A 12,854-nucleotide genomic window follows, 5' to 3' on the forward strand; every position below is an offset into this window, starting at 1 on the left:
GCGAACCGGCTAAAATACCGGTTTGCCTTCAGCCAGCGTCCTGCCGTGCGAATCGGTCCCCATCTACTCCGCAACAATGTCTTCGTCGCTCCCATGGCGGGAGTGACGGACCGTCCTTTCCGCCAGCTCTGCAAGCAGCTCGGCGCCGGCTATGCCGTCTCCGAAATGGCGGCATCGGACCCGCGCCTCTGGGCCAGCGAAAAGACCTCGCGCCGCATCAACCACGACGGCGAGATGGAACCCAAGGCGGTGCAGATCGCCGGCGCCGACCCCGAGATCCTCGCCGGCTGCGCGAAGTTCAACGTCGACCGCGGCGCGCAGGTCATCGACATCAACATGGGCTGCCCCGCCAAGAAGGTCTGCAACAGCTGGTGCGGCTCGGCGCTGCTGCAGGACGAGCCGCTGGTGGCGCGCATCCTCGAGGCCGTGGTCGGCGCGGTCGACGTGCCGGTCACGCTGAAGTTCCGCACCGGCTGGGACCGCCAGCACAAGAACGCGCTCACCATCGCCCGCATGGCCGAAGCCAGCGGCATCGCGATGCTGACCCTGCACGGACGCACCCGAGCCGACGGCTACAGCGGCGATGCCGAGTACGACACCATCGCCGCCGTCAAGGCGGCGGTCGGCATTCCCGTCGTGGCCAACGGCGACATCACCACGCCCGAGAAAGCCCGCTTCGTGCTCGACAGGACCGGCGCCGACGCCGTCATGATCGGCCGCGCCGCGCAGGGCCGTCCGTGGATCTTCCGCGAGATCGATCATTACCTGCGCCACGGCACGCACCTGCCCGCGCCGATGGTGAGCGAGGTCCGCGTCCTGATGCGCGAACACCTGCAGGCCCACTATGCCTTCTACGGAGAATTCATGGGCCTGCGCACCGCGCGCAAGCACATCGGCTGGTATGTGCGCGACCTCGCCGGCGGCGAGGATTTCCGCCAGCGCATGAACAAGCTCGAAAGCTGCGAGGCGCAGCTGGCGGCGGTCGACGCATTTTTCCAGGAGCAGGCAATGCTTGGCGAAAGGTTACAATACCGCCTTGCCGAAAACCGGCTCGCCGCCTGAACGCCCAAGCGCAGGAAAGCACGCCGCCCCTCCCGGGATACCAAGACACCAAGCCACAAGACATACGCAATGAGCAAAGACAATATCCAGGACGTCGTCAGGAAGAGCCTCGATAAGTACTTCCGTGATCTGGGCGAGCAGCAACCGTCGAACGTCTACGAGATGGTTGTCTTCACGGTCGAAAAACCTGTCCTCGAGGCAGTGATGGCGCGCGCCGACGGCAACCAGTCGCTGGCCGCGGAAATGCTGGGCATCAACCGAAACACCCTGCGCAAGAAGCTGCAGCAGCACGGCCTGCTGTGAGGCGCATGGCCCCGTCCCGCGGACGCGGGCGGGCGGCGCATGAGACATAACGCAAGTGGCGCCGGCCGTTTCCGCGGCCCGCGCCATTTCCGTTATCTTTCATCTCAGACGGTAATTCATCATGATCAGACAAGCCCTCATCTCGGTGTCGGACAAGACCGGCGTCCTTGACTTCGCCAAGGCCCTCGCGGCCAAAGGCGTCAACATCCTGTCCACCGGCGGCACCGCCAAGCTGCTGGCCGACAACGGCGTGAAGGTCACCGAGGTCGCCGACTACACCGGCTTCCCCGAGATGCTGGACGGGCGCGTCAAGACCCTGCATCCCAAGGTCCATGGCGGCATCCTCGCGCGCCGCGACCTGCCCGAGCACGTCGCCGCCCTGGAGAAGCACGGCATTCCGACCATCGACATGGTGGTCGTCAACCTGTATCCCTTCCAGCAGACGGTCGCCAAGGAGCAGTGCTCGCTGGAAGACGCCATCGAGAACATCGACATCGGCGGCCCGACCATGCTGCGGTCCTCCGCCAAGAACCACAAGGACGTGGTCGTGATCTGCGATCCGGCCGACTATGGCCGCGTGCTCGATGAAATGAACGCGTCCGGCGGCGACGTCGGCTACGCCACGAAGTTCGCGCTCGCCACCAAGGTCTTCGCCCATACCGCCCAGTACGACGGCGCCATCACCAACTACCTGACCTCGCTTGGCGAAGACAAGCAGCACACCACCCGCAGCGCCTACCCGCAAACCCTGAACCTGCATTTCGAGAAGGTGCAGGAAATGCGCTACGGCGAGAACCCGCACCAGTCGGCCGCCTTCTACCGCGACATCGCGCCGCTGCCCGGTTCGCTCGCCAACTACCGCCAGCTGCAGGGCAAGGAACTTTCCTACAACAACATCGCCGACGCCGACGCCGCCTGGGAATGCGTCAAGACCTTCGACGAGACCGCCTGCGTCATCATCAAGCACGCCAATCCCTGCGGCGTGGCGATCGGCGCCGATCCGCTCGATGCCTACGGCAAGGCCTTCAAGACCGATCCGACCTCCGCGTTCGGCGGCATCATCGCCTTCAACCGCGAGCTCGACGGCAAGGCCGCCGAGGCGGTCGCCAAGCAGTTCGTCGAAGTGCTGATCGCGCCCGCGTTCACCGCCGAGGCGAAGCAGGTCTTCGCCGCCAAGCAGAACGTGCGCCTCCTGGAAATCCCGCTCGACAGCGCCGTCAATGCCTACGACTTCAAGCGCGTCGGCGGCGGCCTGCTGCTGCAATCGCCGGATTCGAAGAACGTCGCGGTGGCCGAGCTGAAGGTCGTGACCAAGAAGCAGCCCACGCCGCAGCAGATGCAGGACCTGATGTTCGCGTGGCGCGTCGCCAAGTTCGTGAAGTCCAACGCCATCGTCTTCTGCGCCAACGGCATGACGCTGGGCGTGGGCGCCGGCCAGATGAGCCGCGTCGATTCCGCGCGCATCGCCTCCATCAAGGCGCAAAATGCCGGTTTGACATTGGCGGGCTCCGCCGTGGCGTCGGATGCCTTCTTCCCGTTCCGCGACGGACTTGACGTGGTGGTGGACGCTGGTGCAAGCTGCGTCATCCATCCCGGCGGGTCGATGCGCGACCAGGAAGTCATCGACGCTGCGGATGAACGCGGCGTCGTCATGCTGTTCACCGGCACGCGCCACTTCCGTCACTAACATCACCAGCCCGCTCGTCCGCCCGCGCCAGGACAGCGGGCAGGCATAGCGAGCTGCATGAAAATCCTAGGCATCGACCCCGGCCTCCGCACCACCGGCTTCGGCATCATCACGAAGCAGGGCTCCCGGCTCTCCTACGTGGCCTCGGGCACGATCAAGACGCCGGACACGGATCTTCCCCAGCGGCTGAAGACCATCCTGTCCGGCGTGTCCGAAATCATCCGCACCTACTCGCCCGATTGCGCGGCGATCGAGAAGGTGTTCGTCAACGTCAATCCGCAATCCACCCTGCTGCTCGGTCAGGCGCGCGGCGCGGCCATCTGCGCGCTGGTCAATGCCGAGCTCGCGGTGGCCGAGTACACCGCGCTGCAGATCAAGCAGGCGGTGGCCGGCCACGGCCGGGCGCAAAAACAACAGGTTCAGGACATGGTGCAGCGGTTGCTGATGCTGTCGGGCGCGCCTGGCACGGACGCGGCCGATGCGCTGGGCGTGGCGATCTGCCATGCCCATAGCGGCGACGCCCTGACCACGCTGACGGGGCTGGCGCCTGCCCTGGCGCGGAAGGGCGTGCGGGTGCGGCGCGGCAGGCTGATCGGCTAGGCGTCAGGGCGCGCGTCCAATTCACCTCAGATGTGCTTTTCCGCCTTCCTGGCGGCAATCTCGAAGTGGTTGTGCCAGTAGGCGTCCTTGCCTTGCAAGGCCGCAAGGGCGCTGGATGCAAGGTAAGCGATGGGGAAGAACGGTCCCCAGACCTCGGCCTGCCGCACGTGCACGAGTTCATGCGCCAACACCCGCGCCGACAAGCCCTGGGCTTCCGACACGATGACATGGCCCAGCGCCATCGCGGTCATGGCACCGAAGGGATGATGCCCCAGCAGGAAGTCGGCCAAAGGACCGCGCACCAGCAAGGCCACGCTGCGGCCGCGCACCACGCTGACCTTTCCCCGCCACAATGCCACGGGCAGCGCCAGCGCCACGCCGGCCAGGGTCAGCGGCAGCGCCCACACCATGCCGAACGCGCCGGCCAGCCAGGACATCGGGCCGCGAAACAACGGATTGCGCAAGAGCTTGCGCGTGGAATGCCGAAGGCTGGCTCTGTCCGGCTGCTGCCGGAAGTCCCGCTCCGGCAATCCTTTTCTCAGTGAATCTTTCATACCTTCATCCTTGGCGCCGGCGCAGGCGCGCCGGGTAAAATACTGGATATCGACACAGTGTTTTTAGGGTAAGACAGCGCTGATTGCTGTATGATTCCAGTAACTCCCCAAGTTCAATCCATCATGATCGGTCGCCTCTCCGGAACCCTGCTCGAGAAGAATCCCCCCCAGCTGCTGGTCGACTGCAATGGCGTCGGCTACGAAGTCGATGTCCCGATGAGTACCTTTTACAATCTGCCCGCCACGGGCGAAAAGGTCGTCCTGCTTACCCATCTCGCCGTGCGTGAAGACGCGCATCTGCTGTATGGCTTTGGGACCACGGAAGAGCGCAATGTGTTCAAGCAGTTGATCAAGATCTCGGGTATCGGTGCACGCACCGCCTTGTCCATCCTCTCGGGCATGTCGGTGGCCGACCTGTCCCAGGCGATCACCTTGCAAGAAGCGGGCCGTCTCACGCGCGTCCCGGGCATCGGCAAGAAGACCGCCGAGCGCCTCCTGCTCGAGCTGAAAGGCAAGCTGGGCGCCGACCTCGGCCCGGCCGGCGGAGCGGCCCACAATGATGTTTCTGCCGACGTCCTCAATGCGCTGATCGCGCTCGGCTACTCCGAGAAGGAAGCCGCGCTCGCGTTGAAGCAGGTGCCGGCGGGAGCCGGGGTTTCCGAAGGAATCAAGATGGCGCTCAAGGCGCTGTCGAAAGGCTAATCCATGAGCATCCAGACCGACAACCTGACGGAGCAGCGGATCATCGCTCCCACGCCGGCGTCTCCCAACGAGGAAGCCATCGAGCGTGCCTTGCGCCCCAAGCAACTCGACGAATACGTGGGGCAGGCAAAGATACACAGCCAGCTTGAAATTTTTATCGCCGCCGCCCGCAACCGCCGCGAAGCGCTCGACCACACCCTGCTGTTCGGGCCGCCCGGCCTCGGCAAGACCACGCTGGCCCACATCATTGCCCGCGAGATGGGCGTGAACCTGCGGCAAACTTCCGGCCCGGTGCTGGAGCGCGCCGGCGACCTCGCCGCGCTGCTCACGAACCTCGAGCCCAACGACGTGCTTTTCATCGACGAGATCCACCGGCTGTCACCCGTGGTCGAGGAAATCCTTTACCCGGCGCTGGAGGATTACCAGATCGACATCATGATCGGCGAAGGACCGGCGGCGCGCTCGGTGCGCCTGGACCTGCAGCCGTTCACGCTGGTCGGCGCCACCACCCGCGCCGGCATGCTGACCAATCCCCTGCGGGACCGCTTCGGCATCGTCGCCCGGCTCGAGTTCTACACGCCCCAGGAACTCGCGCGCATCGTCACCCGCAGCGCCCACCTGCTCAATGCGGCCATCGTCGACGAAGGCGCGCTGGAAATCGCCAAGCGCAGCCGCGGTACGCCGCGCATCGCCAACCGGCTGCTGCGCCGGGTGCGCGACTACGCGGAGGTCAAGGGCAACGGGGAAATCACCAAGGCCATGGCCGATGCCGCGCTGAAAATGCTGGACGTCGACCCGGTGGGCTTCGACATCATGGACCGCAAGCTGCTCGAGGCGGTGCTCTTCAAGTTCAACGGCGGCCCGGTCGGCCTGGACAATCTGGCCGCGGCCATCGGGGAGGAGCGCGACACCATCGAAGACGTGTTGGAACCCTACCTGATCCAGCAAGGCTATCTGCAAAGAACGCCGCGCGGCCGCATCGCCACGCCGACCGCCTACGCGCACTTCGGCGTTACCGCGCCGAAGACCGGCGCAGTCGGTGACCTCTGGGATGCCTCGCCGGCCGCCTGAAGATGCATCGGGCAAGGAATGAAATGCCGGATCTGTGCTCGCCGGAAATGCGTTGTTTCATACAGGTCCGGCGCGGCACCGCCGTCTCTGCCGGCCTGCAATCTTTTTCGAATCCGGCGGTCAATGCGGAAGTGAAGTTGCTCCTTTTTCATCAGTAGTATTACGATATTTACCCCGTGGTTGTTAGAAAAGTTAAAAGTTGCCCGTATAATGCCTGTTTTTAGAACGGTCGCACTTTTTTCCGGGGAGGCGACACGCCGGGCGTTCATTGCCGCGGCGGGCGAGTCCTTTCCGGCCTGATTCCTAATCCGGTCCGTTTCCGATCGAGTCTCGCCATGCTCATGTCTACGCAAGCCAGCCGCTATGCGCATCTCTTGCTCGATGCCCGGGCACAGGCCGAACAAATCCCTACGCTGTCGAGCCGTTCCCCCTTGTCGGTCGACGACAGCTACGAGATCGTTCGCAGCCTGATCGACATCCGTACCGCCCAGGGCGAAACACTTGTCGGCCGCAAAGTCGGCTTCGCCAATCGCAAGATCTGGTCCAAATACGGCGTCGACGCGCCCATCTGGACGCCCATCTTTAACGAAACCGTCCGCTATACCGATGAAAACCGTGGCTTGCAAAGCCTGGTTGGTGCGGTCCAGCCGCGGATCGGTCCGGAAATCGTCTTCAAGCTTGGCCACACCCCGGAGCGCGACGCGACGATGGAAGAATTGGCCGAGTGCATCGAATGGATGGCCCATGCCTTCGAGATCGTGGTCTGTCCCTTTCCCGAATGGAAATTCGAAGCGGCCGATTCGATCGCCGCGTTCGGGTTGCACGGTTCGCTGATCGTCGGCGAGCCGAAGATGCTGTCCTCGGCGAGCCGCCGCAACCTCGGGCAGGTGCTGGCCTACGCCTCGCTGTCCCTGTCCTGCGGCGACGAATTGCGTTCCGCCGGTTTCGGCAGTGATGTGCTGGGCAGCCCGCTGCACGCCCTCTGGCACCTGCACCAGCAGCTCAACGCCCAGGACCAGTTCACGCCCCTGACCGCAGGCGAGGTCGTGACTACCGGCACCTGGACCGATGTCTGTCCGATCAAGGCAGGCGAAACCTGGACCTCGGCATTTTCCGGCGTGTCCTTGCCAGGCCTGACGGTGTCCTTCGTCTGACGACTGGCACGCAAACCTTTCAGCAAGCATGAAAAAAGGCGCCACGAGGCGCCTTTTTCTTTGCCGAATCCAAGTCGCCGGCTTACTGTCCGGAACTTGCTCCCTGGTCCATCCGCAGCCAGGTCTGGGTCCGGCCGAGCATCGGCACGCCGATGTAACCCCGCATGTTGAGCTTCCTGCCACCGTCGGCCAGGCTCAGCTTGCTGTTGTAGACCTTGCCGTTGGCGGGGTCGAGTACCTTGCCGCCGTTGTACTCGTCGCCGTCCTTCTTCAGGCCGGTGAGGATGGTCATGCCGAGGATGGGCTGGTCCTTGAGGTTGCCGTCGCAGGCATCGCAGCGCGGATTCGGATCCTCGCCCGGCTCGCGGTACAGTTTCTCGATCCTGCCGCGCAGCTCACCGTTGACTTCGGTGATGCGCACCAGCGACTTGGGCTTGCCGCTCTGGTCGTCAATCGTCTTCCACAGGCCGACCGGCGTCTCCTGTGCCCATGCGGCGGCGCCGAACGCGAGCGCGGCGACGCCGATGGCAAATCTTGCTAGGGTCATGGTTGTCTCCTGAGATCGTGTGATCCGCCAGGTGTTGCACCGGGTAAGGGGTAAGGGCGGATCACAGTGTCGCGCGGGCCAAACTCAGGCTTTTTGCAGTTTCGCAAACTGCTCGCGCAGTTTTTCGAGCGTGGCCCCGAAGGTCAACAGACGTTCCTTTTCCTGCGCCACCACCTGGGCCGGCGCGCGCGCGACGAAGCTTTCGTTGGACAGCTTGGCGTTGGCCTTGGTGATCTCGCCCTCGAGGCGGGTGATCTCCTTGTTCAGGCGCTCGCGCTCGGCGGCAACGTCGATCTCCACCTTCAGCATCAGCTTGGCGGTGCCGACCACCGAGACGGGCGCGGGCGATTCCGGCAGCGCCTCGACCACCTGCACGTCCGACAGCTTGGCCAGCGCCTGCAGGTAGGGCGCGAAGGATTGCAGCGCCTTGTCGCCTTCGATGACGAGAGGCACTTTCTGCGCCGGCGACAACTGCATCTCGCCGCGCAGGTTGCGGCAGGCGTCGGTCATGGCCTTGAGCTGGGCCATCCAGCCCTCGGCTTCCTCGTCGAGCTTTTCCATGTCAGGGCGCGGATACGCCTGGACCATGATGGAATCGCCGGCCGGATCGAGCTTGCGGTCGGTCAGCGGCGCCACCGTCTGCCACAGTTGCTCGGTGATGAAGGGAATCACCGGATGCGCCAGCCGCAGCACGGTTTCGAGCACGCGCAGCAGGGTGCGGCGGGTGGCGCGCTGCTGGGCCTCGGTGCCGGTCTGGATCTGCACCTTCGCGACTTCCAGGTACCAGTCGCAGTATTCGTCCCAGACGAACTTGTAGATTGCGGAGGAGATGTTGTCGAAGCGGTAGTCGGCGAAGCCTTTTTCCACTTCCGCCTCGGTGCGCTGGAGCTGCGACACGATCCAACGGTCGGCCTGGGAAAAATCGCGCAACCCTTCGCCGCAGGTGCCGGCATCGAATCCGCAATCCTTGCCCTCGGTGTTCATCAGCACGAAGCGCGTCGCGTTCCACAGCTTGTTGCAGAAGTTGCGATAGCCTTCGCAGCGGTTCAGGTCGAAGTTGATGTTGCGCCCGAGCGAGGCGTAGCTCGCCATGGTGAAGCGCAGGGCGTCGGTGCCGAAGGCCGGGATGCCATCCGGAAATTCCTTGCGCGTCGCCTTTGCGATGCTTTCCGCCTGCTTCGGGTTCATCAGCCCGGTGGTGCGCTTGCCCACCAGCGATTCGACGTCGATGCCATCGATCAGGTCGATCGGGTCGAGAGTGTTGCCCTTGGACTTGGACATCTTCTGGCCGCTGGCGTCGCGCACCAGGCCGTGCACGTAGACCTTCTCGAACGGCACCTTGCCGGTGAAGTGCGTGGTCATCATGACCATGCGCGCCACCCAGAAGAAGATAATGTCGAAACCCGTCACCAGCACCGAAGAGGGCAGGAACATCGAGTAGTCCGGCGTTTCTTCCGGCCAGCCGAGGGCGGAGAAGGGCACCAGCGCCGACGAGAACCAGGTGTCGAGCACGTCGTTGTCGCGGCGGATGGCGCGGCCGCCGGCCTGCTTCTGTGCGTCCTCTTCGTTGCGCGCGACGTAGATGTTGCCTTCGTCGTCATACCAGGCCGGGATCTGGTGGCCCCACCAGAGCTGGCGGGAGATGCACCAGTCCTGGATGTTGTTGAGCCATTGGTTGTAGGTCGTGGTCCAGTTCTCGGGGATGAACTGGATCTCGCCGCCGGACACCTTTTCCAGGGCGACCTCGGCGATCGACTTGCCGGGGAAATGCGTGCCTTCGGGCGCCGGCTTGCTCATGGCGACGAACCACTGGTCGGTCAGCATCGGTTCGATGACCGCGTTGGTGCGGTCGCCGCGCGGCACCATCAGCTTGTGCGGCTTGACGAGTTCCAGCAGGCCTCCGGCTTCCAGGTCGGCAACGATCTGCTTGCGGGCATCGTAGCGGTCGAGGCCTTGATACTTGGCCGGGCCGTTCTCGTTGATTTTTGCGTCCAGCGTGAAGATGCTGATCTGCGGCAGGTCGTGGCGCTGGCCGACGGCGTAGTCGTTGAAGTCGTGCGCCGGCGTGATCTTCACGCAGCCGGTGCCGAATTCCTTGTCGACGTAGTCGTCGGCGATGATGGGAATCTCGCGGCCGGTCAGCGGCAGGGTCAGCATCTTGCCGACGAGGTGGAGGTAACGTTCGTCGGTCGGATCCACCGCGACGGCGACGTCACCCAGCATGGTTTCCGGGCGGGTGGTGGCGACGGTGATGTGGCCCGAGCCGTCCGCCAGCGGATAGCGGATGTGCCACATGTAGCCGTCTTCTTCCTCCGACACCACTTCCAGGTCGGACACGGCGGTCAACAGCTTCGGGTCCCAGTTGACCAGGCGCTTGCCGCGGTAGATCAGGCCCTGCTCGTGCAGGCGCACGAAGACCTCGGTCACCGCCTTGGACATCTTCGCGTCCATGGTGAAGTATTCGCGGCTCCAGTCGGTGGACGCGCCCATGCGGCGCATCTGGCCGGTGATGGTGGAGCCGGAATGCTCCTTCCATTCCCAGACCTTCTCGAGGAACTTCTCGCGGCCGAGGTCGTGGCGCGAAACCTTTTGCGCGTCGAGCTGGCGCTCCACAACGATCTGGGTGGCGATGCCGGCGTGGTCGGTGCCGGGAATCCAGGCGGTGTTGAAGCCGCGCATGCGGTAGTAGCGCGTCAGGCCATCCATGACCGTCTGGTTGAAGGCGTGGCCCATGTGCAGCGTGCCGGTGACGTTGGGCGGCGGCAGCTGGATGCAGAAGGCCGGCTTGTCGGGATCGGTCTTGGCGGTGTAGTAGCCGCGCTGTTCCCATACGGTGCGCCAGTGTTTTTCAATCTCGGCGGGCTCGAAAGACTTTGCTAATTCCATGATGGCCTGGGGAAAGATTATGTTCGGGCGAAACTTCCGATTATAAGCGAGCACGGGGATGACATTCGCGGATCGAGGCGTATAATTCGGCCATCGCGGTCGCGGCATTGTCGCTGTTTCAAGCAGTTTCAGGCACTTGCCGCCGATCACGCCACCATCGATTGCCTCGTGGATTGCCTTGTATTTAAGCAGCCGGCATCGATCGAACAACACGCTAGGGGTCCTGGCCAGCAGCGCGGCCGGGTGAGAAATACCCTCGAACCTGATCTGGGTAATGCCAGCGAAGGGAAGCATCCGGAACGCGGTCCGCGCATCTCGACCCCACTTCTTCTTGCTCCTTTCGCATCACCGACAAAGGAGCATCATGAACGCCAACCCGCAATTCCTCGCCGCCACCGCCAAGGTGGACGAAGCTGCCATCCAGCCGCTGCCGAATTCCCGAAAGATCTACGTCGAGGGTTCCCGTCCGGACATCCAGGTGCCGATGCGCGAGATCAGCCAGTCCGACACCCCGGCCTCCTTCGGCGCCGAAAAGAATCCGCCGATCTACGTCTACGATACCTCTGGCCCCTACACCGACCCCAGCGTCAAGATCGACATCCGTTCCGGCCTGGCCGCCCTGCGCGCCGCCTGGATCGCCGAGCGCGGCGACACCGAGGAACTGTCCGGTCCCACCTCGCAGTATGGCGTCGAACGCCTGAACGACCCCAAGCTGGCCGAGCTGCGCTTCAACCTGCACCGCAAGCCGCGCCGCGCCGTCGCCGGCAAGAACGTCAGCCAGATGCACTACGCGCGCCAGGGTGTCATCACGCCCGAGATGGAATACATCGCCATCCGCGAAAACCTGCGCCGCAAGGAATACCTCGAAGGCCTCAAGGCCTCCGGTCCCATGGGCCAGAAACTCGCCGACCTGATGGGCCGCCAGCATCCCGGCCAGTCCTTCGGCGCCGCCATTCCCGCCGAGATCACGCCGGAATTCGTGCGTTCCGAAGTCGCCTGCGGCCGCGCCATCATTCCCGCCAACATCAACCACCCTGAAAGCGAGCCCATGATCATCGGCCGCAACTTCCTGGTGAAGATTAACGCCAACATCGGCAACTCGGCGGTGACCTCCTCCATCGGCGAGGAAGTCGAGAAGATGACGTGGGCCATCCGCTGGGGCGGCGACACCGTGATGGACCTGTCCACCGGCAAGCACATCCATGAAACCCGCGAGTGGATCATCCGCAATTCGCCGGTGCCCATCGGCACCGTGCCGATCTACCAGGCGCTGGAAAAGGTCAACGGCAAGGCAGAGGACCTGACCTGGGAAATCTTCCGCGACACCCTCATCGAACAGGCCGAGCAGGGCGTGGACTACTTCACCATCCACGCCGGCGTGCGCCTGCAGTACGTGCCCCTGACCGCCAAGCGCATGACGGGTATCGTCTCGCGCGGCGGCTCCATCATGGCCAAGTGGTGCCTCGCGCACCACAAGGAATCGTTCCTGTACGAGCACTTCGAAGACATCTGCGAGATCATGAAGGCCTACGACGTGTCCTTCTCGCTCGGCGACGGCCTGCGCCCCGGCTCGATCTACGACGCCAACGACGAAGCCCAGCTCGGCGAACTCAAGACGCTCGGCGAACTCACGCAGATCGCCTGGAAGCACGACGTGCAGGTGATGATCGAAGGCCCCGGCCACGTGCCCATGCACCTGATCAAGGAAAACATGGACCTGCAGCTGAAGGATTGCGCCGAAGCGCCGTTCTACACGCTCGGCCCCCTGACCACCGACATCGCGCCCGGCTACGACCACATCACCTCCGGCATCGGCGCGGCCATGATCGGCTGGTATGGCACCGCGATGCTGTGCTATGTCACGCCCAAGGAACACCTCGGCCTGCCCAACAAGGACGACGTCAAGGAAGGCATCATCACCTACAAGCTCGCCGCCCATGCCGCCGACCTCGCCAAGGGCCATCCCGGCGCGCAGATCCGCGACAACGCGCTGTCCAAGGCGCGCTTCGAGTTCCGCTGGGAAGACCAGTTCAACCTCGGCCTCGACCCCGACAAGGCGCGCGATTTCCACGACGAGACCCTGCCCAAGGATTCCGCCAAGGTCGCGCATTTCTGTTCAATGTGCGGTCCGCATTTCTGCTCGATGAAGATCACGCAGGACGTGCGCGACTACGCGGCCAGCCAAGGCCTGACCGACGAGCAGGCCCTGAAGAAAGGCATGGAAGTCAAGGCGGTGGAATTCGTGAAGTCCGGCGCCGAGCTGTATCGCAAGCAGTGAAGCGCAACGC

11 protein-coding genes and 1 riboswitch are annotated in these 12,854 nt (G+C 64.0%); of the genes, 8 read left to right on the forward strand and 3 right to left on the reverse strand.

The annotated features are described in order from the left end of the window. Positions 1 to 45: 45 nt before the first annotated feature. The 4 genes from dusB (at position 46) to ruvC (ending at position 3,652) form a co-directional block, all read left to right on the forward strand. On the forward strand, positions 46 to 1,062 hold the full coding sequence (gene dusB / locus G3574_RS24500) for a tRNA dihydrouridine synthase DusB (protein WP_163968188.1): 1,017 nt from the start codon (positions 46 to 48) through the stop codon (positions 1,060 to 1,062). A gap of 69 nt (positions 1,063 to 1,131) precedes the next feature. Continuing rightward, a complete protein-coding gene (locus tag G3574_RS24505) occupies positions 1,132 to 1,365 on the forward strand; it encodes a Fis family transcriptional regulator (protein WP_163968189.1) in 234 nt (77 codons plus the stop codon). A 121-nt stretch (positions 1,366 to 1,486) separates the two neighbouring features. Beyond that, entirely contained in the window at positions 1,487 to 3,052 is a 1,566-nt protein-coding gene (gene purH, locus G3574_RS24510; RefSeq protein WP_163968190.1) for a bifunctional phosphoribosylaminoimidazolecarboxamide formyltransferase/IMP cyclohydrolase, read from the forward strand. A gap of 57 nt (positions 3,053 to 3,109) precedes the next feature. Further along, positions 3,110 to 3,652 (forward strand): crossover junction endodeoxyribonuclease RuvC, encoded by a 543-nt coding sequence (gene ruvC / locus G3574_RS24515; protein ID WP_163968191.1) that lies wholly within the window; start codon positions 3,110 to 3,112, stop codon positions 3,650 to 3,652. A 26-nt stretch (positions 3,653 to 3,678) separates the two neighbouring features. Here ruvC and G3574_RS24520 read toward each other — a convergent pair whose 3' ends face one another. After that, positions 3,679 to 4,206 carry a hypothetical protein gene (locus G3574_RS24520; RefSeq protein ID WP_163968192.1) on the reverse strand — a complete coding sequence of 176 codons (528 nt, stop codon included), beginning with the start codon at positions 4,204 to 4,206 and terminating at the stop codon, positions 3,679 to 3,681. Between the two features lie 123 nt (positions 4,207 to 4,329). On the opposite strand from G3574_RS24520, the gene ruvA reads away from it, so the two are divergent. The 3 genes from ruvA to G3574_RS24535 all read left to right on the forward strand — a co-directional run bounded on the left by ruvA (position 4,330) and on the right by G3574_RS24535 (position 7,133). Then, a complete protein-coding gene (gene ruvA / locus G3574_RS24525; protein WP_163968193.1) occupies positions 4,330 to 4,908 on the forward strand; it encodes a Holliday junction branch migration protein RuvA in 579 nt (192 codons plus the stop codon). 3 nt (positions 4,909 to 4,911) lie between these two features. Beyond that, a complete protein-coding gene (gene ruvB / locus G3574_RS24530; protein ID WP_163968194.1) occupies positions 4,912 to 5,979 on the forward strand; it encodes a Holliday junction branch migration DNA helicase RuvB in 1,068 nt (355 codons plus the stop codon). Between the two features lie 335 nt (positions 5,980 to 6,314). After that, the gene (locus G3574_RS24535; RefSeq protein ID WP_205609909.1) at positions 6,315 to 7,133 is read left to right on the forward strand and encodes a 2-keto-4-pentenoate hydratase; all 819 of its coding nucleotides are present in this window, start codon (positions 6,315 to 6,317) and stop codon (positions 7,131 to 7,133) included. Between the two features lie 82 nt (positions 7,134 to 7,215). On the opposite strand, the gene G3574_RS24540 is transcribed toward G3574_RS24535, so the two are convergent. Then, entirely contained in the window at positions 7,216 to 7,680 is a 465-nt protein-coding gene (locus G3574_RS24540; protein WP_163968195.1) for a DUF2147 domain-containing protein, read from the reverse strand. 84 nt (positions 7,681 to 7,764) lie between these two features. Then, positions 7,765 to 10,566, reverse strand: a complete 2,802-nt coding sequence (locus G3574_RS24545; protein WP_163968196.1) for a valine--tRNA ligase — start codon at positions 10,564 to 10,566, stop codon at positions 7,765 to 7,767. A 206-nt stretch (positions 10,567 to 10,772) separates the two neighbouring features. Further along, positions 10,773 to 10,872, forward strand: a riboswitch (TPP riboswitch). A gap of 58 nt (positions 10,873 to 10,930) precedes the next feature. On the opposite strand from G3574_RS24545, the gene thiC reads away from it, so the two are divergent. Then, the gene (gene thiC / locus G3574_RS24550) at positions 10,931 to 12,844 is read left to right on the forward strand and encodes a phosphomethylpyrimidine synthase ThiC (protein WP_163968197.1); all 1,914 of its coding nucleotides are present in this window, start codon (positions 10,931 to 10,933) and stop codon (positions 12,842 to 12,844) included. The last annotated feature ends 10 nt before the right edge of the window (positions 12,845 to 12,854 follow it).

Source organism: Noviherbaspirillum galbum, assembly GCF_010974945.1.
Taxonomy (GTDB): domain Bacteria; phylum Pseudomonadota; class Gammaproteobacteria; order Burkholderiales; family Burkholderiaceae_D; genus Noviherbaspirillum; species Noviherbaspirillum galbum.

What these genes read in the sequence shown, in the direction of transcription:
- ruvC (WP_163968191.1), top strand. Translation starts at nt 3,110, where the DNA reads ATGAAAATCCTAGGCATCGACCCCGGCCTCCGCACCACCGGCTTCGGC.
- G3574_RS24540 (WP_163968195.1), bottom strand. Translation starts at nt 7,680, where the DNA reads ATGACCCTAGCAAGATTTGCCATCGGCGTCGCCGCGCTCGCGTTCGGC.
- G3574_RS24505 (WP_163968189.1), top strand. Translation starts at nt 1,132, where the DNA reads ATGAGCAAAGACAATATCCAGGACGTCGTCAGGAAGAGCCTCGATAAG.
- purH (WP_163968190.1), top strand. Translation starts at nt 1,487, where the DNA reads ATGATCAGACAAGCCCTCATCTCGGTGTCGGACAAGACCGGCGTCCTT.
- thiC (WP_163968197.1), top strand. Translation starts at nt 10,931, where the DNA reads ATGAACGCCAACCCGCAATTCCTCGCCGCCACCGCCAAGGTGGACGAA.
- ruvB (WP_163968194.1), top strand. Translation starts at nt 4,912, where the DNA reads ATGAGCATCCAGACCGACAACCTGACGGAGCAGCGGATCATCGCTCCC.
- G3574_RS24545 (WP_163968196.1), bottom strand. Translation starts at nt 10,566, where the DNA reads ATGGAATTAGCAAAGTCTTTCGAGCCCGCCGAGATTGAAAAACACTGG.
- G3574_RS24520 (WP_163968192.1), bottom strand. Translation starts at nt 4,206, where the DNA reads ATGAAAGATTCACTGAGAAAAGGATTGCCGGAGCGGGACTTCCGGCAG.
- ruvA (WP_163968193.1), top strand. Translation starts at nt 4,330, where the DNA reads ATGATCGGTCGCCTCTCCGGAACCCTGCTCGAGAAGAATCCCCCCCAG.
- G3574_RS24535 (WP_205609909.1), top strand. Translation starts at nt 6,315, where the DNA reads ATGCTCATGTCTACGCAAGCCAGCCGCTATGCGCATCTCTTGCTCGAT.